This window comes from Mesorhizobium sp. ES1-4, assembly GCF_020164745.1.
GTDB lineage: Bacteria > Pseudomonadota > Alphaproteobacteria > Rhizobiales > Rhizobiaceae > Mesorhizobium.
Map to the genome: position 1 here is coordinate 299,931 of NZ_JAIUGV010000001.1, position 26,840 is coordinate 326,770.

At 62.9% G+C, this 26,840-nt stretch carries 27 protein-coding genes; 22 read left to right on the forward strand and 5 right to left on the reverse strand.

Going from position 1 to position 26,840, the window contains the following annotated elements:
- Window positions 1-4: 4 nt before the first annotated feature.
- Window positions 5-1,003, reverse strand: coding sequence for a nicotinate-nucleotide--dimethylbenzimidazole phosphoribosyltransferase (locus tag LB556_RS01580; protein WP_224562407.1), 999 nt, complete (start codon window positions 1,001-1,003; stop codon window positions 5-7).
- A gap of 199 nt (window positions 1,004-1,202) precedes the next feature.
- Here LB556_RS01580 and LB556_RS01585 point away from each other — a divergent pair, with 199 nt between their 5' ends.
- Both LB556_RS01585 and LB556_RS01590 read left to right on the forward strand, forming a co-directional pair.
- Window positions 1,203-1,433 (forward strand): DUF1289 domain-containing protein, encoded by a 231-nt coding sequence (locus tag LB556_RS01585; protein WP_224563826.1) that lies wholly within the window; start codon window positions 1,203-1,205, stop codon window positions 1,431-1,433.
- 10 nt (window positions 1,434-1,443) lie between these two features.
- Entirely contained in the window at window positions 1,444-2,148 is a 705-nt protein-coding gene (locus LB556_RS01590; RefSeq protein WP_224562409.1) for a TIGR02281 family clan AA aspartic protease, read from the forward strand.
- A gap of 2 nt (window positions 2,149-2,150) precedes the next feature.
- Here LB556_RS01590 and dusA read toward each other — a convergent pair whose 3' ends face one another.
- Window positions 2,151-3,149 (reverse strand): tRNA dihydrouridine(20/20a) synthase DusA, encoded by a 999-nt coding sequence (gene dusA, locus LB556_RS01595; RefSeq protein ID WP_224562411.1) that lies wholly within the window; start codon window positions 3,147-3,149, stop codon window positions 2,151-2,153.
- Window positions 3,150-3,299: 150 nt separating this feature from the next.
- Between dusA and LB556_RS01600 the strand changes: the two genes are divergently transcribed.
- The gene (locus tag LB556_RS01600; protein WP_224562413.1) at window positions 3,300-3,569 is read left to right on the forward strand and encodes a hypothetical protein; all 270 of its coding nucleotides are present in this window, start codon (window positions 3,300-3,302) and stop codon (window positions 3,567-3,569) included.
- Between the two features lie 951 nt (window positions 3,570-4,520).
- Here the strand turns inward: LB556_RS01600 and LB556_RS01605 are convergent.
- Together LB556_RS01605 and LB556_RS01610 are read right to left on the reverse strand one after the other, a co-directional pair.
- Window positions 4,521-4,898 carry a response regulator gene (locus LB556_RS01605; RefSeq protein ID WP_224562422.1) on the reverse strand — a complete coding sequence of 126 codons (378 nt, stop codon included), beginning with the start codon at window positions 4,896-4,898 and terminating at the stop codon, window positions 4,521-4,523.
- On the reverse strand, window positions 4,895-8,005 hold the full coding sequence (locus LB556_RS01610) for a CheR family methyltransferase (RefSeq protein ID WP_224562423.1): 3,111 nt from the start codon (window positions 8,003-8,005) through the stop codon (window positions 4,895-4,897). Before LB556_RS01610 ends, LB556_RS01605 begins: the two co-directional genes overlap by 4 nt.
- Before the next feature lie 102 nt (window positions 8,006-8,107).
- On the opposite strand from LB556_RS01610, the gene LB556_RS01615 reads away from it, so the two are divergent.
- Both LB556_RS01615 and LB556_RS01620 read left to right on the forward strand, forming a co-directional pair.
- Window positions 8,108-8,353 carry a hypothetical protein gene (locus tag LB556_RS01615; protein ID WP_224562424.1) on the forward strand — a complete coding sequence of 82 codons (246 nt, stop codon included), beginning with the start codon at window positions 8,108-8,110 and terminating at the stop codon, window positions 8,351-8,353.
- Window positions 8,354-8,357: 4 nt separating this feature from the next.
- Window positions 8,358-8,954, forward strand: coding sequence for a response regulator (locus LB556_RS01620; RefSeq protein ID WP_224562425.1), 597 nt, complete (start codon window positions 8,358-8,360; stop codon window positions 8,952-8,954).
- Between the two features lie 252 nt (window positions 8,955-9,206).
- On the opposite strand, the gene LB556_RS01625 is transcribed toward LB556_RS01620, so the two are convergent.
- A complete protein-coding gene (locus LB556_RS01625) occupies window positions 9,207-9,479 on the reverse strand; it encodes a hypothetical protein (protein WP_224562426.1) in 273 nt (90 codons plus the stop codon).
- 215 nt (window positions 9,480-9,694) lie between these two features.
- Between LB556_RS01625 and LB556_RS01630 the strand changes: the two genes are divergently transcribed.
- The 17 genes from LB556_RS01630 (at window position 9,695) to LB556_RS01710 (ending at window position 26,838) form a co-directional block, all read left to right on the forward strand.
- Entirely contained in the window at window positions 9,695-10,801 is a 1,107-nt protein-coding gene (locus LB556_RS01630) for an NAD-dependent epimerase/dehydratase family protein (protein ID WP_224562427.1), read from the forward strand.
- The gene (locus LB556_RS01635; protein ID WP_224562428.1) at window positions 10,798-11,877 is read left to right on the forward strand and encodes an NAD-dependent epimerase/dehydratase family protein; all 1,080 of its coding nucleotides are present in this window, start codon (window positions 10,798-10,800) and stop codon (window positions 11,875-11,877) included. The genes LB556_RS01630 and LB556_RS01635 overlap by 4 nt, the downstream gene beginning before the upstream one ends.
- Window positions 11,874-13,166: a TIGR04295 family B12-binding domain-containing radical SAM protein gene (locus tag LB556_RS01640; RefSeq protein WP_224562429.1), complete on the forward strand. Its 1,293-nt coding sequence runs from the start codon at window positions 11,874-11,876 to the stop codon at window positions 13,164-13,166. The genes LB556_RS01635 and LB556_RS01640 overlap by 4 nt, the downstream gene beginning before the upstream one ends.
- Window positions 13,151-14,251: a glycosyltransferase family 4 protein gene (locus tag LB556_RS01645; RefSeq protein ID WP_224562430.1), complete on the forward strand. Its 1,101-nt coding sequence runs from the start codon at window positions 13,151-13,153 to the stop codon at window positions 14,249-14,251. The genes LB556_RS01640 and LB556_RS01645 overlap by 16 nt, the downstream gene beginning before the upstream one ends.
- Window positions 14,252-14,253: 2 nt before the next feature.
- The gene (locus LB556_RS01650; protein WP_224562432.1) at window positions 14,254-15,384 is read left to right on the forward strand and encodes a glycosyltransferase; all 1,131 of its coding nucleotides are present in this window, start codon (window positions 14,254-14,256) and stop codon (window positions 15,382-15,384) included.
- The gene (locus LB556_RS01655) at window positions 15,381-16,475 is read left to right on the forward strand and encodes a glycosyltransferase (protein WP_224562434.1); all 1,095 of its coding nucleotides are present in this window, start codon (window positions 15,381-15,383) and stop codon (window positions 16,473-16,475) included. The genes LB556_RS01650 and LB556_RS01655 overlap by 4 nt, the downstream gene beginning before the upstream one ends.
- Window positions 16,472-17,575 carry a glycosyltransferase gene (locus tag LB556_RS01660; protein ID WP_224562436.1) on the forward strand — a complete coding sequence of 368 codons (1,104 nt, stop codon included), beginning with the start codon at window positions 16,472-16,474 and terminating at the stop codon, window positions 17,573-17,575. Before LB556_RS01655 ends, LB556_RS01660 begins: the two co-directional genes overlap by 4 nt.
- Before the next feature lie 23 nt (window positions 17,576-17,598).
- The gene (locus LB556_RS01665) at window positions 17,599-18,645 is read left to right on the forward strand and encodes a UDP-glucuronic acid decarboxylase family protein (protein ID WP_224562438.1); all 1,047 of its coding nucleotides are present in this window, start codon (window positions 17,599-17,601) and stop codon (window positions 18,643-18,645) included.
- 89 nt (window positions 18,646-18,734) lie between these two features.
- The gene (locus LB556_RS01670; RefSeq protein ID WP_224562440.1) at window positions 18,735-18,920 is read left to right on the forward strand and encodes a hypothetical protein; all 186 of its coding nucleotides are present in this window, start codon (window positions 18,735-18,737) and stop codon (window positions 18,918-18,920) included.
- A gap of 404 nt (window positions 18,921-19,324) precedes the next feature.
- Complete coding sequence (locus LB556_RS01675) at window positions 19,325-20,428, forward strand: inositol-3-phosphate synthase (protein WP_224562442.1); 1,104 nt, start codon at window positions 19,325-19,327, stop codon at window positions 20,426-20,428.
- Window positions 20,425-21,021: a histidine phosphatase family protein gene (locus LB556_RS01680; protein ID WP_224562444.1), complete on the forward strand. Its 597-nt coding sequence runs from the start codon at window positions 20,425-20,427 to the stop codon at window positions 21,019-21,021. The genes LB556_RS01675 and LB556_RS01680 overlap by 4 nt, the downstream gene beginning before the upstream one ends.
- 14 nt (window positions 21,022-21,035) lie before the next feature.
- Window positions 21,036-22,136 (forward strand): glycosyltransferase, encoded by a 1,101-nt coding sequence (locus tag LB556_RS01685; RefSeq protein ID WP_224562445.1) that lies wholly within the window; start codon window positions 21,036-21,038, stop codon window positions 22,134-22,136.
- A complete protein-coding gene (locus tag LB556_RS01690) occupies window positions 22,136-22,939 on the forward strand; it encodes a sugar phosphate nucleotidyltransferase (RefSeq protein WP_224562447.1) in 804 nt (267 codons plus the stop codon). The genes LB556_RS01685 and LB556_RS01690 overlap by 1 nt, the downstream gene beginning before the upstream one ends.
- A 2-nt stretch (window positions 22,940-22,941) precedes the next feature.
- Window positions 22,942-23,703: a TIGR04290 family methyltransferase gene (locus LB556_RS01695; RefSeq protein ID WP_224562448.1), complete on the forward strand. Its 762-nt coding sequence runs from the start codon at window positions 22,942-22,944 to the stop codon at window positions 23,701-23,703.
- Complete coding sequence (locus tag LB556_RS01700; protein WP_224562450.1) at window positions 23,696-24,628, forward strand: beta-xylosidase; 933 nt, start codon at window positions 23,696-23,698, stop codon at window positions 24,626-24,628. Before LB556_RS01695 ends, LB556_RS01700 begins: the two co-directional genes overlap by 8 nt.
- Before the next feature lie 156 nt (window positions 24,629-24,784).
- The gene (locus LB556_RS01705) at window positions 24,785-25,849 is read left to right on the forward strand and encodes a glycosyltransferase family 4 protein (protein ID WP_224562452.1); all 1,065 of its coding nucleotides are present in this window, start codon (window positions 24,785-24,787) and stop codon (window positions 25,847-25,849) included.
- Complete coding sequence (locus LB556_RS01710) at window positions 25,846-26,838, forward strand: GNAT family N-acetyltransferase (RefSeq protein ID WP_224562454.1); 993 nt, start codon at window positions 25,846-25,848, stop codon at window positions 26,836-26,838. Before LB556_RS01705 ends, LB556_RS01710 begins: the two co-directional genes overlap by 4 nt.
- Window positions 26,839-26,840 lie beyond the last annotated feature (2 nt).

Sequence of the window (26,840 nt, forward strand, 5' to 3'; positions counted from 1 at the left end):
GTGCTTAGCCCCGCACAGCCGCCGCCATGCCTGAACTCGTCAGCGCCGCTGCCTTGACCAGCCCAGCCGTCAGCCCTGCTCCTGCCCCTTCGCCATGGCCGATGCCCAGATCGAGCAGCGGACGCAGCCCAAGGTGCTCGGCCGCCTTTGCATGCGCGGGTTCTGGTGACAGGCTGGCGAGAAGACAATGGTCAAGTGCCGCGGGGTTCGCTGCATGCAGCACCGCCGCGGCCGCTGTTGCCGCGAATCCATCGAGCAGTACCGGTATCTGCTGCATCCGCGCTGCGAGGATGGCGCCGGCTGTCGCCGCGAACTCGCGGCCGCCGACCCGGCGCAGCACCTCCAGCGGGTCTTCAAGATGGTCGCCGTGAAAGGCCAGCGCCGCATCGACCACCGCTGCCTTGCGGGCCTGCATCGCCGCATCGGCTCCGGATCCCGGACCAACCCAGTCGGCACCTCTGCCCCCCAACAGCGCCGCGAACAGGGCGGCGGCGACGGTGGAATTGCCGACGCCGAGATCGCCGAGGCAAAGCAGGTCGGTGCCGCCGGCAATCGCTTCCATGCCGAAGGCCATGGTGGCCGCGCAACCGCGTTCATCGAGCGCGGCATCCTCGGTGATGTCGCCGGTCGGGACATGCAGGGCAAGATCGAACACCTTCAGGCCGAGGTCGTTGGCGATGCAGATCTGGTTGATCGCGGCGCCGCCGGCCGCGCAAAGCTCGACCGCGTCGGCGGTCGCAGTCACGGGCCGTGGCGAAATGCCATGCCTGACAACGCCATGATTGCCGGCAAAGACAGCCATCAAGGGCCTCGTCACGGCGGGCGGAGCGCGACCGCTCCAGGCCGCGAGCCATGCGGCGATGTCCTCGACGCGGCCAAGCGAGTTCTCCGGCTTGCCGGCCTTGGCAAAAAGCGTGCGCACGCGTGCTTCGGCTTTGCGGTCGGCTGCCGGCAGATTGTCGAGCAGGTTGCGGAAATCGTCGAAGGGCAGTGCGCTGGTCATGTCGTGGACAATCGTTCCTGAAATCGAGCAGCGGCATAGCTGCCTTGCGGGATCGGCACAACCTCCTCGATCGTTCCTTCCAATTTTGCCGCAAAGCCGGCCGCGCAAGGCGCTATCGCGAGGGCTTGCATTGGCTTTGCCGTTGCACCATGTGGAGATGGAAGAGCGGATCCCGGATCGGGTCCCTCGAAAGAAAGTCATGGCGGCCATCGAATCTCCCTGCATACTGGTCTGTTCGATCGATATGAAAACCGGCTTCTGCTTCGGTTGCGGCCGCACGCGCGAGGAGATCGGCGCCTGGATGGGAATGACGCCCGAAACGCGCCGCAGTGTGATGGCCGAATTGCCGGCCCGGCTGGAAACCGTCGAGCGCCGGCCGCGCCGGGAAACGCGCCGCACCCGCATGGCGCGCGAACGCGACGTATTCTAGCGAGGAACGGATGAGCAGCCGGCTGTTCTGGATTGTGATGGCGGTGATCGGCGTGGGGGCAGCCCTGCTCATGCTCAACGATTCCGCCGGCAGCACGCTCGGCGTCGAGAACTACGATTTTGGCAGGCTGATCTGGCTTGGGGCTTTCGGTGCCCTCATCGGCGCCGGCTTGCTGCGATCGGCTCCGCTAGGGGCAATGGCCCGCAACCTCGGCGTCTGGGCGGCTATCGTGCTCGCGCTGATTGCCGGCTATCAATATCGTTACGAGTTGCAGGACGTCGCCAGTCGGGTGACCGCGGGCCTCGTTCCCGGGAGCCCGCTAGCGCTCGGCGTCGAAGACGGCCACGCCACCGTGACCCTCGACAAGGCCGACACCGGTCATTTCGAAGCACGCATCCTGGTCAACGGCAACCCGGTTCGCGCTGTTGTCGATACCGGCGCGACCAGCACCGTGCTGACTTCGCAGGACGCCCAGGCCGCGGGCTTCAATCCAGCGGCGCTCAACTACACCATACCGGTTTCGACCGCCAATGGCATGGCGCGCGCCGCGGCGGTCAAGACCGACGAACTGGCAATCGGCGGCATCGTGCGCAAGAATATGTCGGTGATGGTCGCCGCTCCCGGCATGCTGAGCCAAAGCCTGCTCGGCATGAACTTCATCGGTTCGCTCTCGGGCTTCGACGTGCGTGGCGACCGTATGATCCTCAGGGACTGAGGTCAGGCCGCTTCGGCGGCCGCCCGACCGAATTCGACAGCCGCGAAAGCCGTCTTCAACATGTCCGGCCCCGCGCCGGGCCGGGTCGCGTCGGTGGACAGGATCTGGCGGTAGCGGCGCGCGCCGGGCAGCCCGTGGAACAGCCCAACCATGTGGCGGGTGACATGGCCAAGCCTGCCGCCTTGTTCGATATGACGGCCCGCGTAGTCCGCCATCGCATCGATCAGCGCCGCGAAATCGAACGCTTCCTGCCGCGCCCCGTAGAAGGCGGCGTCAACCCCGGCCAGAATCCCGGGTGTGTGGTAGGCGGCGCGGCCAAGCATGGCGCCATCGACATGATCGAGATGCGTCCGCGCCTCTTCAAGGGACTGGATACCGCCGTTGATGCCGATGAATTTTCCGGGTTTTCCGGCCTTCAGCCGATACACCCTTTCATAGTCGAGCGGCGGAATGTCGCGGTTTTCCTTGGGGCTCAGTCCTTCAAGCCACGCCTTGCGCGCATGCACCCACAAGGCGTCGGCGCCGGCATTGAAAACCCCGTCCGCCAGCGCGTCGAGCGCGGGCACCGGATCCTGCTCGTCAACGCCGATGCGGCATTTGACCGTGACCGGCACCGTCACCGCCGCTTTCATCGCGGCGACGCAATCGGCGACAAGGTCGGGGACTTTCATCAGGCAAGCGCCGAACGTTCCGGACTGGACGCGGTCGGACGGACAGCCCACATTGAGGTTGATCTCTTCATAACCGAAGGTCTCGCCAATGCGCGCCGCTTCGGCAAGTTTCGCGGGATCCGATCCGCCAAGTTGCAGGGCGACCGGATGTTCCGCGTCATCGAAGCCGAGCAGCCTCTCGCGTGCGCCATGGATGACCGCATCGGCCACAACCATTTCTGTATAGAGCAGCGCGCGGCGCGTCAGTTGGCGATGGAAGAACCGGCAATGCCGATCCGTCCAGTCCATCATGGGCGCCACGGCTACTCTATGGTCTTGATTTTTCAGCATTTTTTCTTAACATCAAATTCTTGGCTCCTGGCATCCAACCCGAATTTACGCCAGAATACGACCCTTTTCGCCACGTTTCGATCTCTCAGTGCACACTGAGCGCACACGAAAAAATGGCCGCTTACACAAAGCTCTCGTCCGGTTCCTGGTGTGCCCAAGTCCGTCGCAACCGAAACCGAGCGCCAGGTCGATCGCGGTGAGACGCCGACCAAGTCCCGCATAGCGCGCCTGAAAACGTTCGGCGAACTTATCGACCTTCATATCGACGACATGTGCGATGTAAGCAAGTCCCCTCGCCGCTCCAAGGCCGCGGCCCTCAATATGCTCCAAAGACATCTGGGCAAGTGCAACATCGCGGCTCTCGATCGCGAACGGCTCATTCGTTTCGGCCGTGACCGGGCCGCCCGCCGGACCCGATGACTCGGCATCGACATCGGCTTCGTAAAGCTTATCCGGGTCTCATGCTGCAGCGGTTGAGGCGGCTGGGATCGCCAAATGCGGGCGCACGGCCCTCACGCCCACCTGTAAGGGTCTGACGAACGACGCCAGATCAGCGAGATCTTAGGCCTCACAAATTGCAAGCAAGTACGGAGCGAGGATATGGCACCGAGAAGGGAAAGCGAAGGGGATCGAGATTGTCTCAGCGATGTATCTGGCAGCGCATCTTCGAAAGCGGCTGGCGATCCGGTTCTCGGCGAGCTTCCCATCGACAGCATTGACGTCAAGCCCATCGCTCGGGGCCCGCGCCTCCCGGACGGGGAGCGCGGGCTGATCAGGCTGAGGGGAACCCGATCGCGCAGCGTCAAAGGGGAGCGACGACGCCGCACGACACCGAACCTGCATCGACGTCAGTTGTTCCACTTCGCCTGGATTGATTACGCACGGGGCCGATCCCGAAGCCGGGCCCGATCTCTACAAAGACGTTTCGCGACAAGCAGGACGGCTGCATCAAGGTGGTCATGCGGCGCATGGCCGAGCCCATCCCAAGGTCACAAGAGCCGCTCGGTCGCAGGCCTGGGCCCTCTCGATAGCATCGGCGCCATTGCTGCCGCGGAACTTTCAATCGTGCCGACGATTGAGTTCGTTTCGTGCCAGGAAGGAAACCACCATGGCCGAGGATGACACGACCTCGAAACCCGCCATCCGCTCACCGGACGGCGGAGGCCTGCCGCACCCAAGGAGGAATGCCAGCGACACGGATGCCGGCGCAAATCCACCGACGCCAAAGACCGCGGGCGCATCGCGCCCGTCGAACGCTCCACTGGATAACCCGGTCGCCAATCGGAATGCCGGTCGGCCGCGCCAGGCAAGCACAACGCCCCGGCCTACCGGCAAGCCGCTGGACTGATCGCAACGGGCTGGCGCTTCAAGTCACGTCGTTTTCTTGGTTTCGCGAAGCGACGTCAGGTCGGCCACGGCAGCGAGGATAGCCGCCTCGCTTGCGGGTTTAGACACGAATTTGCAGTTTCGAAACGGTGCTGGAACATCGCGGTTCCCAAATCCCGTTACGAACGCGAACGGAGTGCCGCGATCCAGCAATATCCGCGCGACCGGCAGGCTCGTTTCGCCGTTCAACTGGATGTCCAGCAACGCCATGTCGACCTTGTCAGCCTCGACAAGCCGAAGCGCGGCTGCGACCGACGAGACAGGGCCGACCACGGGATAGCCCGCGACACGCAAGCGAGACGCGACATCCTCCGCGATCAGCCACTCGTCCTCGACCACCAGGATGCTCGGTCTATCGCTCACGGCACGTCTCCATGGTTTGCCGAAAAAGCGATCTGGACCTCGAGACCCTCTTTGTGGAAGGAGGTCTCGACATGGCCGCCAAGCCTGTAGCCGATTTCTCCTTTCAAAAGGTTCAGGCCAAAGCCGTGTTGCAACGGTTCCTTGACGGGAGGGCCATCCTTTTCGCGCCAGCCAAGCGTGAAATTGTCGCCCTCGACCGACCATCTGACACCAATCCTGCCTCGAGGCCTGGCCAAGGCGCCATACTTGGCTGCATTGGTGGCCAGTTCATGGATAGCCATGCTGAGGGAAAGCCCCTGCTGCGGGCCTATTTTTACGTCGCCGCCATCGAGTTCGATGCGTTCGATGCCGAATGGCTCAAGTTCCTGGTGGAGCAATTCCTTGACGGAAGCCTCCTTCCAGCTCTCGCGGGTCAGCAGTCCGTAGGCCCGGGACATGGCGAGCAGCCGACCGATCAAGGCGTCCGCGAACGCCTCCTTCGTATCGGAACTCTCTCGCGTGCGGTTGGCGATGCTGGCAATCACCGCCAGCATGTTCTTGACGCGGTGGTTGAGCTCCGAGATAAGCACCTGCTGATGCTCTTCCGCCCGCGCCAGGGTGGTAACGTCGACCAGTGTCACCACGACGCCCTGTATCTTGTTGCCCTTGTCACGATAGGGGTTGATGCGGACCATGTGAAACTGGCCCCTGGCATCGCGCGCAAGATGGTGGTCCAGGGTTTCGCCTGTCTCGAACACCTTGTCGATGTGCTGCTTCAACTCGGGATAGTCGAGTTGGCTCGACAGATCCGTCAAGGGCCGGCCGACGTCGGAGGGGCGCAGGCTGAAGAAGGACGACGCAGCCGGCGTGAAGGTCCGCACCACGAGGCTGCGGTCGAGGAAAATGGTCGCGATTTCGGTGCTTTCGAACAGATTGCGCAAGTCGCTGTTTGCGCGATCGAGTTCGTCGATCTTGCTGGTCAATTCCGCGTTGATCGTATTCAGTTCCTCGTTGAGCGACTGCATTTCCTCCTTCGAGGCCTCAAGTTCCTCGTTGGTCGATTGCGCTTCCTCGTTGACGGAGACGAGTTCCTCGTTCGACGATTTTACCTCTTCGAGGGCTGTCTCGTACTCCTCTATCGTGGATTGAAGACGCTCTCTTGTGTCTCGCAGTTCGCGCTCGAGATCGGCGGTGCTGTCGCTGTCATGGCCACCACCGTCCGCATCGGATCGGGGCTGCGTCGGTCCCGACGGCTCGAAAAGGACAAGGTAGAGCGGCTCAGTATTGCTCCTTTCGGCGAGCGGTTCGATCGTAAGCCTGATCGGTTGGACGCGTTCGTCATCTTCCTCGACTCCGAGATTTTCCCGCACCACCGTGCGGCGTGTCGTCGTCGCCTCCCTCAATGCGGCACGCAGGTCCAGCCGAAGCCCGCGGCGCGCCATCGTCAGCAACTGGCGGCTGGGGATACCTTGCGGCGCTTCGAGGTACTTGCCGGTCCTGGCCGAATAATAGACGACGTCGCCTTCGGCGTTGACCAGGACATGGGGCGGCGCGAACCGCTCCAGCACCTGCGCCTCGACAGCCTGGCGCAGCGGATAACCGATCGCCCCCTTCTTCAAGCCCGCGGTTTCGGCGGGCAAGACGCCGGACGGGCCATCGCCGATCAGCGCCGGTAGCCTTATGTGCGGCGAGGCATGCTCGCGTGCCTGGAAGAGGCGATGTTTCTTATCAACGGTAGCAAAGAGGTTGTCGTGCTGCCCGATGCTTTCGGATGTGCCGAGGAAAAGATACCCGCCGGGCTTCAGCGCGTAGTGGAAGACAGGAAGGACCCGGCTTTGAATCGGTTGGCCGAAATAAATCAGCAGGTTGCGGCATGAGACCAGGTCCATGCGCGAGAAAGGTGGATCGCGAATGACGCTGTGCGGCGAGAAGATGCAAAGTTCCCGGATCTCGTTACTGATGACGTAGCTTTCGCCATCGCCGTTGAAGAACCGCTGTTTGCGCTCTGCAGAAAGACCCTTCAACAAGGCTTCGGGATAGCGTGCCGCGCGCGCCACGGCCAGAGCCGGCTCGTCTATGTCGGTGGCGAATATCTGGACGCGCGGAACAGCCGAAAGAGTTTCCATGTGTTCACGAAGCAGGATGCCAATCGAGAACACCTCCTCGCCCGTGGCGCAGCCGGGAACCCAGACCCTGACGGTATCGCTCGCGGTCTTGCCGTCGAAGAGCTGCGGGATGATCCTTCGCTCGAGAAGTTCGAAGGCGTCGGGATCGCGGAAGAAGCTGGTGACGTTGATCAGCAGATCGCGAAACAGGCTCATCACCTCGCGAGGGTCTTTCTTTAACCAGTCGATATAGGCGCTGGTGGACGGAATCTGGGCTATCTGCATGCGCCGCTTGATCCGGCGCAGGAACGTCTTGGTTTTGTAACCTGAAAAGTCGTGACCGGAGTGGCTGCGCAAGATTCCGTAGATCTGTTCGCGGACCTTGTCTATGTCGGCCATCTGATCATCGTCTTCGTTCGCCAGCCCGTCCAGCGTCTCGAAGCCGGCGGCGTAGACCTCCAGCTTCGCGCCAATCTCCTCGGCGGGTACGGCGACATCGATGAGCCCGCTGGCAATGGCGCTCTGCGGCATGTCGGGGTTGCGCGGACCGTAGCCGTCAGGCGCCTGTGCGACGGTAAGCCCGCCCCGCTCCTTGATCGCCTTGGCGCCGAGGGTTCCATCGGAATCGCCCCCCGACAGAATCACCCCGACAGCATATTCGCCTTGGTCCTCGGCCAGTGCGCTGAAGAAGATATCGATGGGTTTGCGCTCTTGGGTAAGCCCGTTTGGCCGCCGCAGATGCAGAACGCCGTTGTCGATGCCGAGAGTGACGTTCTCCGGCATAACATAGACGTGATCGGGTTCAACAACCACGCCGTCTTCGACGACCACGACGGGCATATCGGTGTAGCGGTCGATAACCTCATGCAGCAGGCTGTTGCGCTTGGGGCTGAGGTGCGTGATGATCACGAACGCCATGCCGGGCTGGCTGGTGAGGCCCTTGAACAGTCCCTCCATCGCGGGGATACCGCCCGCGGACGCACCGATGCCGACGATGGGAAACTTGATTGATCGGGCTGTCACGGCATGTCCCCCTTTCGTTCGGCCCGATATGAACTCTCCCCCGTTATGAGCTCCCCCAAAGGTCGGATCCGACAGAACGCGATCATATAGCGCCCAAGGACGATGGAACAAGACCGCAAGGCCGACGTTGAGCCCAATATCCATGGTGGTTCAATGACAAAACGCTCTGCCGTTATGAAGCTCCTGGCGTCGACCGCGCCGGGGGCGCCTCAGTCAATCGAACATCTCGATACGGGTCCCTTCCCGCATCGCATGCTGGTGCTTGCCAAACGACTGCAGGCGGCGCTGGACGACAGAAAGCGGGAAGCAACTTCTCTGCAACCTGAACTCCGCTCCGAGAAAGGATGACGACGTGCACGATCTGCGGGGGCTACATATTTTGATAGTCGAAGACGAATGGGCGATGGCGGGAGATCTCGCACGGTTTTTCAGCAACATGGGCGCCATCATTCTTGGGCCGGCCGCAACCGTCGAGCAGGCATCCGAACATACCGACCAGGCCGAAGCTGCAATCCTGGACGTCAATCTGAACGGCCGACGCGTGTTTCCGATTGCGGACAAGTTGATGCGCCGCGGTGTCCCGTTCGTGTTCTTCAGCGGCGACAGCGACATCGCCATTCCCGAACACCTCCGCTACGCCAGTAATTTGCGAAAATCCACGGGCAGCAAGGCTGTGTTCAATGCTCTTTTTCCAGTGCAGGCGTCGCAGCGAGTAATAAGCGCCGTGCCACCCTCGCCTGACGACGTTTTCGCGCTTTTGCCCAAACTGCGGCTTGCAGCACGTCTTCTGCTCGGCGACGTCAGCGCGTCAGACAGGCTGGTCGAACGGACGCTCGAGCAAGCAATCCGGGACCTCGACCGCAGGCAGCTTGGTCAATCCACCGAAAACTGGCTCAACGACATCATGGGAGAGATCGCGAAGGCTCGCGGTGCCAATCTCATGCATTGAATGTGTCCTCCTGGGCCGGGATTTCGCCAACCCGGCCAAGCCCCGCCGCGACCGCCCGCTGCTCCGCACCTGAACCGTCGCGTGGCTGTCCTCGCGCGGCGCGCCCGTGGCGATGTCGCCTATCAGGCTGCGCGAGCTGCGATCGTTTTTCGGATCGAGTTCTGCCAGGGCCCGAAGCAACGGGTTCGTCGATTATTCCGGCCTCTCTTGAGATTTTCCAGGTCCAGCAGGATCGGTCGCTGGCCGGCGTTCTCAGCCCTTGCGATCGCGCTCGACGAATTTGTTGAAACGGCTGGGTTTTCCGTCACTGGTCTTGCTCTGGTAGAGGAAGGCCAGGTCATTCTCGTCGAATATCCGGAAGAATTCGTCCCAGTCGATAGGCTCGAAGGCTTCCTCGGGCTCGCCGAAGTCGATCCGCAGGATGCCGCCCTCGCCCTTGGTGCGAACCACCGCCGGGCGGCCCTGCCGCTGCTCGGCCCACTTGCGGATTTCGTCGTGATCGGTGGTCGTCTGGGACTGCGACATTGAAATCTCCTTTGAACATCGGCTTCGCCCTGTCGGCGCCAAGGCGGCTGTGGAGCGCCCTAACAGCGCACCGGCCGCAAATGTTCCCCGATCGCGCGCCGAGTGTGATGCCCCTCTTTCATGCGAGCCGGCGGAGGGATCTTTGTTGAAGCCCAGGGAACAAACCTTTTGCCGAAAAGTTCGGGGCGCCGAGGTCACTTGTCCGAGGAATTGTCGTGAAACGCATATTGGTTACGGGAGGTTGCGGCTTCATTGGCCGCCAGGTCACACAAGAACTCATCGCCCAGGACTACTCGGTTCGCATTCTCGACGCACTGCTGGAGCAGGTGCATGCGGGCGAGGCGGTTGCGCTTCCTGCCGGAGCCGAACTGATCAAGGGCGACATACGCGACCGCGAGGCCGTCGCCGAGGCGCTGGAAGGTGTCGACGCTGTCATTCACCTTGCATCGGAAGTCGGCGTCGGACAGTCGATGTACGAGATCGCGCGCTATGTCGGCACCAACGATCTCGGCACAGCCACCTTGCTCGAGGCGTTGATCAGGCACCCGGTCGAGCGGATCGTCGTCGCCTCCTCGATGAGCGTTTATGGCGAAGGCCTCTATGCCACCCCCGATGGCCGGCGCATCGACAATGCCCGGCGCAAGGCGAGCGACATCAAAAGCGGGCAGTGGAATCCGCTGTCTCCGGAAGGCGAACCTCTTTCCCCGGTGCCGACGGACGAAGAAAAACCAGTCGACCTCGCCTCGATCTATGCGCTCACAAAATACGCCCAGGAACGCGCCGTGCTGATCTTTGGCGAAGCGTATGGCATCGATGCCGTCGCGCTGCGCCTGTTCAATGTTTTCGGCGCCGGCCAGGCGCTATCAAATCCCTATACCGGCGTCTTGGCCAACTTCGCGTCACGTCTCGCCAATGGCCAGCGGCCGATGATCTTCGAGGATGGCGAACAGAAGCGCGATTTCGTTCATGTGCACGACGTCGCCCGCGCGTTTCGGCTTGCGCTGCAGCAACGTCAGGCAAAGGGCCACGTCATCAACATCGGCAGCGGCCAGGCGTACGCCATCAGCGAAGTCGCGCGATTGCTTGCGGAGGCCATGGGGACCCCGAACCGGTCGCCCGAGCTGCTCGGAAAGGCGCGCTCCGGAGACATACGCAACTGCTTCGCCGACATTTCCAAGGCTCGTGAGCTGCTGGGATTCGAACCCGCGCAGCGATTGGAGAACTCTCTCGGCGATTTCGTTTCCTGGGTGCGCAACACGGTCGCCGTCGATCGCGGCGCCGAAATGAAGCGCGAACTCGAAGAGCGCGGGTTGGTGTCATGAGCCCGGGCGCACGCAATCGCCGCGACGCGCCGGTCGCCATCGTCGGCGGCAGCGGCTTCATAGGATCGAACCTGGCCGACAGCTTTCTGTCGGATGGCGAGCCGGTGCTGGTGATCGACAATCTCAGCCGTCCAGGGGTGCAACAGAACCTTGAATGGCTGGCCCAGAAACATGGCGGCCGCCTTACAGTCGAGACCATTGATGTGCGGGACGCCAGCGCCCTGGGGCCGGTTCTGATGAGGTCTAGGGCGATCTTCCATCTGGCCGCGCAAACGGCCGTTACCACGAGCCTGGTCCGGCCGGACGAGGATTTCGACATCAACCTTCGGGGAACGTTCAACGTCCTGGAGGCGGCGCGACTGAGCGCTGAGCGCGTTCCGGTGATTTTCGCCAGCACCAACAAGGTTTACGGCAGCCTTCCCGATATCACCGTGCGCAAGGACGGCGACCGCTACATACCTTGCGACAGCGTCGTCCGGGCCAGCGGCATCGATGAGACCCGCGGTCTCGATTTCTGCACGCCCTATGGCTGCTCCAAGGGAGCGGCGGACCAGTATGTGCTCGATTATGCCAAGTCCTACGGCATGCCGACGGCGGTGCTGCGGATGAGCTGCATCTACGGACCACGCCAGTTTGGCACCGAGGACCAGGGATGGGTGGCGCACTTCCTGCTCAGCGCCCTGACGGGGCGGCAAATCACCATCTATGGCGACGGCAGGCAGGTGCGCGACATACTGCACGTCCACGATGCAGTCGCCGCCTACAGGGCCGTCCTGGACCGCATCGAGACCGTCAGCGGCGAGGCATTCAATCTTGGCGGCGGACCTGAAAATGCGCTCAGCCTGCGAATGCTGTTGAACGAGATCGGCGGCCTGACCGGCCGTGAGCTTTCGATCCGCCACGATGGTGAAAGGACCGGCGACCAACCCTTCTTCGTCGCCGACACCCGCAAGATCGAAGCCGCGCTCGGCTGGAAGGCAAAGGTCACGTGGCGCCAGGGCGTTCGCGATCTTGCCGACTGGCTGCAGCGCCACCGGCTCGAGCGCCGCGCCGAAGCCGTGAGGTACGTGGCATGAGAATAGCCTTGGTCAACCCCTCATGGACGTATGACGACAGCATCTATTTCGGCTGCCGCCAACCGCATCTGCCGCTGGAACTCGGCTATTCGAAAGCCATGCTCGAAACGGCTGGCCATGAGGTGCTGCTGCTGGACGGCCAGTTGCAGAAACTCGACAATCGCGGACTCTGCGAACGCGTGGCTGAGTTCGCGCCGGCAATGACGGTCGTCAGCACCGCGCCGACCTATCTGTTCTGGCGCTGCGCACCACCGGAACTGCGCGTGCCGGCCGATTTCCTCAATCGTCTCGCGGGGCGTGGCGGACGCACGGTCGCGGTGGGGCCGCATGGCTCGGCGACGCCGGCGCCGACCTTGCGCAAGCTCGGCGTCGACATTGTCGTGCGCGGCGAATGCGAGGAAGTCGTCACCGAACTTGCCCGGCGCGACGATTGGAGCGCGGTACCCTCGACCGCTTATCTGCGGGACGCCAAGCTGGTTTCGAACGGCGGCGTTCATGCCAGTGCGTTTGTCGATCATCCGCCGCTTGACTGGCCATCCGACTGGATCGCCGCTCATTGGCATCATCATCACAGGTTTGATGACCAACAGCATGGATTCGGCGCCGAGGTCGAGGCATCACGCGGCTGTCCGTACCATTGCAGCTTCTGCGCCAAGATAGACTTCCGCGATGCTTATCGCCGCCGCAACCACGAAGCGGTGATAACCGAAATCGATCGGCTGATTGCCCAAGGTGTCGGCTACATCTACTTCATCGACGAAATCTTCCTGCCGCAAAAGGCGTTGCTGGAAGCGCTGGTCGGCCGCGATGTGAAATTCGGCGTCCAGACCCGCATCGATCTGTGGAAACCCGAGCTGCTGGAATTGCTGGGCACGGCCGGCTGCGTCTCCATCGAAGCCGGCCTCGAAAGCCTGACTGTGGAAGGACGCGCCATGCTGGCGAAGCGCTGCCGGCTGGGCACCGAGGAACTCGCCGCGCTGCTGGTCAAGGCCAGACGCCACGTTCCCTTCGTTCAAGCCAATCTGATCGGCGTGGTCGAGGATGATCCTGCCCTTGTCGATCACTGGCGAGCCCACCTGATCGACAATGGCGTGTGGGCCAATGAACCCGTACCGCTTTATCCATATCCGAGTTCGCCCAGCTATCGCGAGCTTTGGGGCGAACCCGACGATCTCGCCTGGGAGCGCGCCCATGAGCATTACCTCGCTTCGTTCCAGAAGTTCAGCGACATCCAGGAAAGGCGCCCGCGTCCGCTGGCGGAACTGGAGGCGACATGTTGCGGACACTGAGCCCGCGCAAGCGACGCATCCTGATGACCGTCGACGCCATGGGCGGAGTGTGGCGCTACGCGCTTGATCTCGGACGGGAACTGGTCAAGGGCGGCGACAGCATCGTGTTCGCCGGCCTGGGGCCGGAACCATCGAGGCAACAGGCCGAAGAGGCGCGGTCCTTCGCGACGCTTGTCTGGCTGAATTTGCCGCTGGATTGGATGACCCACGACGCCAGCGACCTCGACGCGTTGCCGCGGGAATTGCGTGCGCCGATGCGCGACCACGCCATCGACCTTGTCCATCTCAACGCGCCGACGCAGGCAGTGGGATTGGATGCACCCTGCCCTGTCATAGCGGTCTCGCATTCATGCGTGACGACGTGGTTCCACGCCGTCAGGGAACAAGCTTTGGACAGCGGATGGACCTGGCAGGAAGAGCGCAACAGGCGCGGCTTCGACAGGGCCGACGCCGTCGTCGCGCCGAGTCGCAGCCACGCCGAACTGCTCGAGATCTGCTATGGCCCGATCGCACGCCTTCAGGTTGTCGCAAATGCCGCGCGCCCGGTCCCGGAAGCCGAAACCCGCCAGCCGCTCGTTTTCGCCGCTGCCCGCTGGTGGGACGAGGGAAAGAACGTGGTGGCCGTCGATCAGGCCGCCTCATTGACGAAATGGCCCATTTTCACGGCCGGTTCCATTCACGGCCCAAACGGCGAGCGTGCCACAATCAGCCATGCCGTTCCTCTCGGAGCGCTGCCATATGACGAGGTCCGCTCCCTGATGGCCGGCGCTGGCATTTTTGTATCGCCATCGCTCTACGAACCGTTCGGCCTGGCGGCGTTGGAAGCGGCTATGTCGGCAACGCCCCTGGTGCTCTCCGACATCGCGACCTATCGCGAATTATGGGACGGGGCCGCGATGTTCTTCGACCCGCGCGACCCGCATGATCTCGCGGACTGCATCAATCGTCTTTCCAGCAATGCCGGGCACAGGCGGGAACTCGGTCGGGCAGCCCTCCGCCGCAGCCGCGGCTTCACGCTGGCAAGGCAGGCAGCGGCCATGCGCGAAGTCTACGAAAAAGCGGCGCTAGCCATGGCGGAGCGCTGATCATGCGCTTCCTGTTCTACACCCACTCGATCGTCTCCGACTGGAACCACGGCAATGCCCATTTCCTTCGTGGCGTCATGCGCGAGCTGGTGGCGCGCCGGCATCAGGCCATCGCGCTGGAGCCGTCGGACGGCTGGAGCCGATCGAATCTGTTGGCCGAGAAGGGATCCTTCGCGATCGAACGCTTCCGCGAGGATTTTCCCGAATTGATGCCGGTGACCTACGATGCCGGGTTCGACCATGAAGCCTGGATCGCCGAGGCCGATGTCGTGGTCGTGCACGAATGGACCGACCCGGAGCTCGTCGCTCGTATCGGCCGTGCCCGGGCCGGCAGCGGCAACTTCATCCTTCTGTTTCACGACACACATCACCGGGCAGTGTCGGCCACCGAAGCCATCTCGGCGCTCCGTCTGGAGCACTATGACGGGGTTCTCGCCTTTGGCGAAGCATTGCGCGAGAGCTACCTGCGCGCCGGCTGGGGCAAGCGTGTCTTCACCTGGCACGAAGCGGCGGACGACCGGCTGTTCAAGCCTTACCCACAAATCCACCGCACGTCCGATCTGGTCTGGATCGGAAACTGGGGCGACGACGAGCGGACCGCCGAAATCCAGGAATTCCTCATCGAACCGGTGCGCGACCTGGGTCTCCAGGCCACTGTTCACGGCGTGCGCTATCCTGAAACGGCACTTGCCGACCTGGCCGCCGCCGGTCTGCGCTACGAGGGCTGGATCGCCAATGCCGACGTGCCGAAGGCGTTCGCCGCGCATCGTGTCACCGTGCACATCCCGCGGCGGCCTTATCGCGAGGGCCTGCCTGGAATTCCGACGATCCGCATGTTCGAGGCTCTTGCCTGCGGCATCCCGCTGATTTCAGCGCCGTGGTCCGATGTCGAGCTGTTATTCAGGCCCGGCGTCGACTTCCTGTTCGCCGAGGATGGTTCCCAAATGCGGCAACACCTTCGGGCGGTTTTAGCCGATCCCGAATTGGCCGCCTCCCTGGCGACCTCGGGGCTTGAAACCATCCGCTCGCGACACACTTGCCGACACCGCGTCGACGAGTTGTTCGACGTGCTTTCGCAATGCACGAACCGGCACACTGCCGACCCGACCGCCCCAGAGGAAGCCGCAGCATGAAGATCGCATTCTATGGATCGAGCCTTTTGTCGTCCTACTGGAACGGTGCCGCGACGTATTACCGTGGGTTGCTCAAGGCGCTTGCGGGGCTTGGCTACGAAATCACCTTCTATGAGCCTGATGTCTATGACCGGCAGAAAAACCGCGACATCGAGGCGCCGGACTGGTGCAGCGTCGTCGTTTATGAGGCTACCCGGCATGCCCTGATGCAAGTGGCGGCGCGCGCGGCCGAAGCCGACATCGTCGTCAAGGCGAGTGGCGTCGGTTTCGAGGACGAGGCGCTGCTGCGCGCAGTGCTCGACCACGCCCGCAGCGATGCGCTCATCGTATTCTGGGACGTGGATGCACCGGCCACGCTCGCCGAGTTGCGCGAGGAGCCGGACCACCCGCTGCATGGTGCGCTGCAGGAAATCGACCTCGTATTGACGTATGGCGGCGGAGATCCCGTCGTCTGGGCCTATCGCGCCATGGGCGCAAAGGAGTGCGTGCCAATCTACAATGCGCTCGATCCGCAGACGCACCACCCGGTGGCCAGCAATGCGCGCTTTGCCTGCGATCTGGCATTCCTCGGAAACAGGCTGCCGGATCGTGAGGCGCGGGTCGGGTCGTTCTTTCTCGATCCCGCGATCCAGCTGCCGCAACAACGGTTTCTGCTCGGCGGATCGGGCTGGGGCGACAAGCCGCTCCCCACCAATGTCGGCTGGCTCGGCCATGTCGGTACCCGCGATCACAACGCCTTCAATGTCACGCCAAAGGCCGTGCTGAACATCAGCCGCGACAGCATGGCCGCCAATGGTTTTTCACCTGCCACGCGCGTCTTCGAGGCGGCCGGCGCCGGCGCCTGCCTTATCACCGATGCCTGGTTGGGCGTGGAACTGTTCCTGAAACCGGGTGAGGAAATCCTTGTGGCGCGCGACGGCGCCGATGTCGCCGAAATCATGCGGACGCTGACCCCTGGTCAGGCAAAGGCAATCGGCCAGGCCGCACTTCGCCGCGTTCTCGCCGACCACACCTACGCATTGCGGGCGGCCGTGGCGGACGCGGTCTTCAAACGGCATTTGACGCAAGGGACCGTGGAGGCTGCTGAATGACCACGCAGTTGAACATCGTCTTTCTCGGCCTGTCGCTGTCCTCGTCCTGGGGAAACGGCCACGCCACGACTTTTCGAGGACTGCTGAAAGGCCTTCACGAGCTCGGCCACCGCGTCACTTTTCTGGAGCGCGATGTGCCATGGTACGCCAATCATCGCGACCTGCGTAACCCGGATTTCTGCGCCTTGCGCTATTACGAAACCGTACGGGAACTGCAACGCGATTACGCGCGCTGCCTGCAACAGGCCGATGTCGTGGTCATCGGCTCCTTCGTGCCGGAAGGGCGCGCGGTCATCGATATCGTCGCTTCGCTTTGCAAAGGACAACTCTGCTTTTACGACATCGACACGCCGGTGACGCTGGCAAAGTTGTCGGCTGGCGATTGCGACTATCTGAGCTGGCGTCAGGTCCCCTACTTCGACATCTATTTCTCCTTCGCCGGCGGCCCTACACTTGCCGATCTGGCGCATACCTTTGGCGCGCGTCGCGCCGAGCCGCTCTACTGCTCGGTCGATCCGGAACGGCATCACCGCACTGCCGACCCGATCCGCTGGGATCTCGGCTATCTCGGCACCTACAGCTCGGACCGGCAGGCCACGCTGAACGCGCTCCTGCTCGAGCCTGCACGGCTTATGCCGGACCGCCGTTTCGTCGTGGCCGGCTCGCAATATCCTTCCGACATCGACTGGCCCGACAATGTCGAGCGCATCGAACATCTGCCGCCGGCCGATCACGCCGCATTCTACAGCCGTCAGCGCTACACGCTGAACGTCACTCGCCGGTCCATGGTCGCCGCCGGGTGGTCGCCCAGCGTGCGTCTTTTCGAGGCAGCAGCTTGCGGCACGCCCATCATCAGCGACCGCTGGCCGGGCCTCGACAGTTTCTTCCCCACATCGGCGATCCACACCGCCACGAAGCCGGACGATGTCGTCACGATTCTGTCCAGGGAATCGGCGCGTGCACGCCTCGCCATGGCCGATCGGGCACGCGAACTTGTCCTTGCTTCCCACACCGGAATGGCCAGGGCTCGCGAATTCATCACGGCGCTTATCCAAAAGGGGGCGGTGGCCCTGGCTCGCGACATCGGAAGTGCAGCATGACTGGCAGGCAGGAGAATATGGCGATGCGGCAAACAAAGAAAAAGCAAAGGGCAAAGACGGTGCTCGTCGCCGGTGGCGCGGGCTTTCTCGGTTCGCATCTTTGCGAAGCATTGTTGCGCGATGGCTGGCGCGTGATCTGCGCCGACAATTTTCTGACCGGTCGCTTGGAGAACATCAACGCGATTGTAGACCAGCCGAATTTCCGGTTGATCGAGCAGGACATATGCCGCCCACTGGATCTTGGTGAGCCGGTGGATCGCATTTTCAACCTGGCGTGCGCCGCCTCGCCGCCGCGCTACCAGGCCGATCCGATACACACCACGCGAACCTGCGTCATCGGAACGTTGAACCTGCTCGAACTCGCTGCCCGCAACGATGCGCGATTGCTGCAGGCCTCCACGAGTGAAGTCTACGGCGATCCGGAACAACATCCGCAGAGGGAAGATTATGTCGGTCATGTGAACTGCACCGGTCCGCGCGCCTGCTACGACGAGGGCAAGCGCACCGCCGAGACGCTTTGCTTCGACTATCTGAGGGCCGGCAATGCCGACGCTCGGGTCGCGCGCATCTTTAACACCTATGGGCCGAGAATGGACCCGGCCGACGGCCGCATTGTCTCGAACCTGATCATGCAGGCGCTGGAAAAGCGCCCGCTGACGATCTTCGGCGACGGCCTGCAGACGCGATCTTTCTGCTACGTCTCCGATCTGATCGACGGGTTGATGCGCCTGATGGACATCGACCCCAATCCAGGCAAGCCGATCAATCTGGGCAATCCCGGAGAATTCACCATTATGCGATTGGCGGCATTGGTGAAGGCAATGACGGGCGCCAAGTCGGACATGACGTTTCTGCCGCTGCCGCAGGACGATCCTCGGCGCAGGCAGCCCGACATATCGCGCGCGAAAGCGGTGCTCGGCTGGACGCCGAGAGTGCCTCTCGACGAGGGGCTCGCGCGCACGATCGATTATTTCGCATCGCTCGAAGGCGGCCAGATCGGCGAAGACATACCCGTTAGCGCCACAAGGGCGAGGCCCACGTCAGGCGGGCTGCAGAACCTCCCTGCCTGACGCCACATCGCGGCCGCATCTTCCGTCGAACCGCGGGAACATCCGCTCAAGCTTGTGGTTTGACGAGAGGACCAGATATGGAGGACGTCATGCAACCCAAGCGATCCGCGACGGACATCGACAAGATTGCGGAAAGGGAAATGGCTGCCTATTTGCGGCGCGCCTCGATCACCTATCTGGAGTGCTGCGTCAGCCTGATGATGACGCATCTGCAGCGGGAAGAAGTGGCCACGATTCTCGAGCAGGAAGCAGACATGCTGCGAAGGCTGGATTGACGGGGACCGTCACGCCTGGCGTGATCCGGGCCAGATAGCATGGGAGCTCCGCGGCGGTTTTTGCCTGGGCAGGCGTGCCTGGTCCAGCGTGGTGCCCTCGGTCCAGCGTCCAAGCGGCGGGTTTCGACGACTTGCTGAAGCATAGCCCGACCGACGCATCGTGGCGCTGGTGTGGAGACATGCGGTCGGGATCACCGCCCCCTGGAACTGCCATGCACTCTCCGGCCCCTTGTGGTCGCCGCAGACGACTATCGACCGATTTGCGGTTCCTGCCCTGCGGCAAGGTGGGTGCGGTTTCGATCCATGCCGTCCCGGGCAATTTTTCAGTCGACCAAGGAACATTCCGGCAGGGTAGCGGTTCGGCGCAAGGAACTTACCTTTGAACAGCATAGGGCGGCAGTTTCGTGGGATCGAAAAAGATTCGTGTCGGCATCGCTGGGGTCGGCAATTGCGCATCGTCCCTGGTGCAGGGCCTCTCCTATTATCGCCATGCGAAAAGCAACGAACCGATCCCGGGCCTGATGCATGTCGATCTCGGTGGCTATCACGTCGACGACATCGAAATCGTCTGTGCATTCGATGTCGCCAAAACCAAGGTTGGTCGCGACGTCGCGGAGGCGATCTACGCCGCTCCCAACAACACGTTCCGCTTCGCCGACGCGCCGACGACCGGTGTTCGCGTCGAACGCGGACCGACGCTCGACGGCATCGGCAAATATTTGCGCAACGAGATCGAAGAGGCGCCCGAACCGGTTGCCAACGTCAGCGAGATCTTGCGCGACAGCGGAGCCGATGTGCTGGTCTCCTATCTGCCGGTGGGTTCGGAGGAGGCGACACACTTCTATGCCGAATGCGCGCTCGAGGCCGGCTGCGCCTTCGTCAATTGCATACCGGTTTTCATCGCCTCGCGTCCGGAATGGCGGCGGCGCTTCGAGCAACGCGGCTTGCCGCTGGTCGGCGACGACATCAAGAGCCAGGTCGGCGCGACCATCGTGCACCGGCTGCTGGCCAATCTCTTTCGCGAGCGCGGCGTGCGCATCGACCGCACCTATCAGCTGAATTTCGGCGGCAACACCGACTTTCTCAACATGTTGGAACGTGAGCGGCTGGAATCGAAGAAGATTTCCAAGACCCAAGCGGTAACCAGCCAGCTCGATGTTCCCCTGGAGCCGGGCAACATCCATGTCGGACCCAGCGACCATGTGCCTTGGCTCACCGACCGCAAATGGGCCTATATCCGTGTCGAAGGCACGACCTTCGGCGGCGTGCCGCTTAATGCCGAGCTCAAGCTGGAGGTGTGGGATTCGCCCAATTCAGCAGGCGTGGTGATCGACGCGGTCCGCTGCGCCAAGCTGGCGCTCGACCGCGGCATCGCCGGAGCGCTGACAGGTCCTTGCAGCTATTTCATGAAGTCGCCTCCCGAACAGTTCACCGACGCCGAAGCCCGACAACGGACGCTCGCTTTCATCGCCGGCAAGGACGAGCCTTTGCTGGATGCCGCGGAATGACGACGACGTTCTTCTTGATCCGCCATGCGACGCACGACAAAGTCGGCTCCTATCTTGCCGGGCGCATGGCCGGCGTTCGTCTTGGCGAGGCCGGCAAAGCTCAAGCGGAGCACCTTGGCGGGCGCATGGCGCAAGAGACGATCGCCGCCATCCTGTGCAGCCCGCGCGAGCGCACGCGGGAGACGGCGCAGCCGATCGCTCTCGCCTGCGGTGTCGGTGAAATCGCGATCCGCGCCGAACTCGACGAGATCGACTTCGGCGACTGGTCCGGAAAGACCTTCGATGAACTGAACGGCGACGCCGGTTGGCGCGCGTGGAATGACCAGCGACAGGAGGCCAGGACACCGAGCGGCGAGACCATGCTGGATGTCCAGCAGCGCATCGTCTCGCTGATGAACGCCGTTCGCGCGTTGCATCAGAACCAATGCGTCGCCCTGGTCAGCCACGCCGACGTCATCAAGGCCGCCGTCTGCAAGGTGCTCGGCTTGCCGGTCGGCGATTGCTTTCGCTTCGACATCGATCCCGCTTCGATCACGACGATCGTGTCGGGCGACTGGGGCTCAAAGCTCCTGCGAATGAATGAAGTTGCCTGACGAGGAAATTCCCCATGCGGATGGTCATTTTCGGTCTTACCGTCACATCTTCATGGGGGAACGGCCATGCCACGCTGTGGCGTGGGCTGATCCGCGCCCTCGCCCGGCTGGGCTGGTCCATCACCTTTTTCGAACGCGACACTCCCTACTATGCCGGGACCCGCGATCTGGACCAGCTCGATGGAGGCAACGTCGTTGTCTATCCGGACTGGGAGGACATCCGTCGCGTGGCGGAGCAGGCGATGAAGCAAGCGGATGTCGTCGTCATCACCTCCTACTGTGCCGACGCCGTGGAGGCTTCGCGCCTCGCGCAGCAGGCAAGTCGCGGATTGCGTGTCTTCTACGATCTCGACACTCCGGTCACCCTTGCCCGCATCGAGCAAGGCGAGCGTCCCCCCTATTTCGGACCTGAGGGGCTCGCCGATTACGATCTTGTCCTGAGCTACACCGGCGGCTCGGCGCTCGACGCGCTGAGGACGGTCCTGGGTGCGCGCCACGTGTTGCCGCTCTACGGGCATGTCGATCCGGACCAGCACCGGCCGGCAGAGAGGCGGGCCGAATTCGCCGGTGATCTGTCCTATCTCGGTACCTACGCGGCCGATCGCCAGGCCGGCGTCGAGGAACTGCTGGTCCGCCCGGCCATGCGCCTGCCCGATCAGCGCTTCATCATCGGCGGTGCACAGTATCCGCAGGAATTCCCGTGGGTCGACAACATCTTCTTCGTCAGGCATCTGCCGCCCGCCGACCATCCGGCGTTCTTCTCGTCGTCGCGGCTGACGCTCAACGTCACGCGGGAAGCGATGGCGCAAAAGGGCTGGTGCCCTTCGGGACGGCTCTTCGAAGCGGCTGCGTGCGGAGCTGCGATCGTCACTGACGTATGGCCAGGCCTCGCGGAATTCTTCGAACCCGGCCGCGAACTGCTGTTGGCGCGGGACACGGATGACGTGGTCGCCGCACTGCAATTGCCGGAGTCCGAGCTCGACGATATCCGAAGGCGTGCCCGCGAGCGCGTCTTGAGCGAACACACGTCCACCAGGCGCGCGGCGGAACTGGATGGAATTGTGGCCGATGCCTTGCGAAATCCGGTCGGCGCGCCAATGAAGGAAGCAGTCTGATGCTGGGCATCGTGCCCGCTGCCGGACGTGGCAGCCGCATTCAACCACTTGGCTTCTCGAAGGAGCTGCTGCCGGTCGGCAGCCGGATCGACGGACAGACCGAACGTCCCTGCGCCGTAAGCGAGTATCTGGTGCGACGCATGATCCAGGCCGGCGTCGACAAGATTTGTTTCATCATCGGATCGGGCAAGTCCGACATCCTCGAATACTACGCCGCCGGCTACGGTGACGCGGCGGCGCTTTTTGTGGTGCAGCCCAATCCGGTCGGTCTCTGCGATGCGATTTTCCGGGCAGCGCCCCTGGTCGCGCCCGACGAGGTGGTCTTGGTCGGCCTTCCGGATACGATCTGGTTTCCCGAGGACGGTTTCTGCCACCTGCCTGACGATCAGCTTTCGTTTCTGCTCTTCCCGGTGGATCACCCGGAATTCTTCGACGCCGTCCTTACCGATGACGACGAGCGTGTGATCGAAATCCAGGTTAAGCAGCAGGGTGCAGCCACGAACTGGGTCTGGGGTGCGTTCAAGATGCCCGGTCATGTCCTGCATCGGCTTGCGGCACTGTGGCGCGAGCGCGACCACCGTGACGAATACATCGGGACGTTGGTCAACGCCTACCTTGCGGCCGGCGGCGTGGCCCACGGTGTCAAGGCAGGGTCCGCCTATGTCGATGTCGGTACCTTCAACGGCTATCGCACAGCCCTGCGGTTGCTCGAAGACGGTATCCCATCCGCCCCTCACCAGTCCGCCGCGATCATGCCCGGCACGCATTCGCATGTGCCCGTCGTTCCAGGCGAAGGAGCCTGACCATGTTGCATTCCCACGCCGAAATCCGCCGGCGCATCGACGCGCTCGGCCCATGGTTTCACAACATGGAACTGGCCGGTGTCGAAACCGCGCCCCACCACTTTCTCGGCAATTACCCGCTGATCAAATGGCGCAAATTCGCTGACGCCATACCCGCCGATCTGGCCGGCAAGACCGTGCTGGACATCGGTTGCAATGCCGGCTTCTATTCAATCGAGATGAAACGGCGGGGCGCTGCCCGTGTCCTCGGCATCGATTTCGACGAGGCCTATCTGGCGCAGGCCCGCTTTGCGGCCGAGATCGCGGACTGCGACATCGAATTCCAGAAATTGTCGGTCTACGACGTTGGTGCCCTGCGCGAGACGTTCGACGTCGTGCTGTTCATGGGCGTGCTTTACCATCTGCGCCACCCCTTGCTTGCGCTCGACTTGATCCGCGAGCACGTCGCCGGCGACCTGATGATCTTTCAGTCCATGCAACGGGGCAGCACGGATCTGCCCGATCTGGAAGAGAATTATCACTTCTGGACGCAAGACCTGTTCGACCGGCCAGAATATCCCAAGCTACACTTCGTCGAGCACCGCTATGCGGATGATCCGACCAACTGGTGGATACCCAACCGGGCCTGCACCGAGGCGATGCTACGCAGTGCGGGCTTCGAGATCGTTCTGCATCCCGAGCAGGAGGTCTATTTCTGCCGCGTCGCCGGCGACCCGGCCGGCGGTGGCGCGATTTATCCGTCGAAAGGAAAGCTCCATGATTGAAGCCGCGATGATCTGGAACGAGCCCAATAACAAGTCGCACTGGGACCCCGAGCTCGACCCTGATTGGAGCCGCTTTGCCAGGATGGCAATCCTGTCGGCGGATGCGATCGCGTCCGAGAACCCGGCTCTGACAAAGGTGCTTGGCGGTATATCGCCAATAGACCCCGACTTTATCGCGCGCATGAAGGGATTTGGCGTGCTGAACCATGTCGACGCCGTTGCGGTACACGGCTTTCCTCTTGACTGGAACTTATGGCAAATTCAGGAATGGCCGCAGAAGATCGGCGAGATCGCAGCCGTCACCGATCTTCCCATCTGGGTCAGCGAGGTCGGGATATCAACCTTCGGGGCCGAGGAAATACAGGTCTGGGGGCTCAAGCGCACTGCCGAATTGCTGCTCGGCAACGCACCACGAATCCAGTGGTACAGCCTCTATGACCTTCCGCGCGAATGGGGAGCAACGACGCGGCATCGCGAAGCGGAGGGCTCCTCCTATTATCGTCATTTCCACATGGGGCTGCTGCGCCAGGACGGTACGCCGAAGCCGGCGATGGAAGAATTCCTGCGCTACACGCCTGCAATGGGGCTGGTGCAGTGGTTTCATTTCGAGGACCCGCGACTGGACGACGCCGTCGCCTGGATGAAGCGGCTCGGCGTCACCAACGTGCGCACGGGGCTTTCCTGGGCCGACAGCTTCAGGCCGAATGCGTTGGACTGGTTCGACCGACAGATGGAAGCCCTCGCCGCTTTCGATGTCACGGTTACCTTCTGCTTCACGCCCGAGCATCGTGGGATGATGCCTCATCACACCAGCCCTCCGCTGGTCCCCGGGGAATTCGCTGAATTCTGCGCATCGATGGTCCGTCGCTACGCACCCGGCATGACGTCCGCCTCGCTCCCGACGCGGCGAGCCTCGGCTGCGTGAGGCTCTCATGCGATCAGGTCCGCGATCATCGGATGCACCGACCGAGTTCGTAGCTTGCGGTTGCCAAGCGATTCGCCACAATTCACTGTCGAGCTTCGAGGATTTGCGGCCGTTCGCAACCGCCCTGGGCCATCCGGCATCGTGGCTCGGCCGGCCATGACGCTTACCGTCCTCAATGTCGCCTATCCCCTCGCGCCTGTGGGACCGGACGCGGTCGGGGGTGCTGAACAGGTCCTGTCGATGCTCGATCGGGCACTGGTTCACGCGGGTCACCGGTCTATCGTCATCGGCTGCCGGGGCTCCAGCGCCAGTGGCACCCTTGTGGAAACACCGGCGGAACGCGGCGTGCTCGACGAGGCGGCAAAGGGCCGCGCGCAGCAGGCTCATCGGACCGCGATCGCTACTGCCCGCGCCCGTTGGCCGATCGACGTGGTTCATCTCCATGGCATCGACTTCGACGCCTACCTGCCACCGGATGGCCCGACGTTGGTGACCCTTCACCTGCCATTGGACTGGTATCCGGCCGAGGCACTGCGCCCGACGCGCGACGACGTGTGGCTCCACGCCGTCTCGGCTGCCCAGCAGAAAGCCGCGCCTCCCGGCGCCAGGCTGGCGGCGCCAATTCCGAATGGAGTTGACATGGATGCGCTGAGCCTGCAGCAACCGAAGCGCGACTTTGCACTAGTTCTGAGCCGGGTCTGCCCGGAAAAGGGCATTCACCTGGCGCTGGACGCAGCCAAACTGGCAGGCGTGCCACTGGTTGTCGGCGGCAAGGTCTATCCCTACGAAACGCACACGCGGTATTTTCGCGACGAGGTCCAACCTCGCCTCGATGGCCGCCGCCGCTTTCTTGGCCCGCTCGGTTTCACCGCGAAGCGACGCTTTCTCAACGCAGCACGCTGTCTGGTCATCCCGAGCCTTGCCGCCGAAACCAGTTCACTTGTCGCCATGGAGGCCCTGGCCTGCGGCACGCCGGTCGTGGCTTTTCCAAATGGCGCGCTTCCCGATGTGATCGAGCATGGCAGGACTGGCTTTCTCGTCAACACTATCGACGAGATGGCCAAGGCCATCGTTGCGGCATCCAGCCTGGACGCCGAGGCATGCAGGACCGAGGCGCGGCGGCGGTTTTCGCTGCAAGGAATGATCTCATCCTACATGGACGCCTATCAAAGGCTGGCACGACTTGGCACCGACGCCGCGCGCGTCGCGGTCACACCGTGAGCGAACCTGTGCTGCGTAGCGAGATCATCGATGATCCGGCGCAATTCGATACCCTCGCGCCGCACTGGTGGAAGCTGTGGGAGCAGAGTTCCTCGGCTACGCCGTTTCAATCTCCCGCCTGGCTGGTGCCATGGTGGCGCACGTTCGCGCCCGGAGGCCTGGCGACGGTGGCGGTCTGGCGCGGAGGCGATCTGATAGGGCTGGCGCCGCTCTATCTCGAGCACGGAACCGCTGGCTCGAAACTTCTTCCGGTCGGGATTTCGCTCAGCGACTATCTGGACATCCTGTGCGTCCCGGGCACCGAAGCCCTGGTCGCCGCCGCAATTGCTGAAAAGATCCGGTCGGTTGAATGGTCGCAATGGGTCTTGTCGGATTTGCCCCAAGACGCTGCCGGTCTTGCCATGATCTATCCCGACCTGAAGGCGGGGCGGCCAAGCCTTCATGGCGCTTGCCCCGTGCTCGCTATCGCCGGCGACGAAACCCTCGCGGGCTGTGTGCCCTCCCGCCGAAGGCGCCAGTTGCGACGGGCGCGACAGGCCGCGGCCAGGCGCGGCCGGACCGCGTTGTCGTCGGCACGCGGTGAACCCCAAGCCTTCCTTGATCAGTTGATCCGCCTTCACGACGCGCGCTGGGCCGGACGCGGAGGTGGTGTGTTGGCCGACGTCGCTGTAAAGCGATTCCACAGGCATTCGCTTCCCCTGCTCGACGCTTGTGGCCTTGCCCGGTGCTGGCTGCTCGCAATCGATGGCAGAACCGTCGGCGTCTATTACGGTTTTCATCATCGCGGTCGCGCCTATGCCTATCTCGGGGGCTTCGACCCTTCTTATGCCGAAGAGAGTCCAGGCGCGATCCTGATCGGCCACGCGATCGAGGAGTCTATCCGCGAGGGGGCGCACGAGTTCGATTTCCTGCGCGGTCAGGAGGCCTACAAATATGGCTGGGGCGCCGTCGACAGGTGGACGATGCGCAGGGTCTGGACGCGGAACTGATA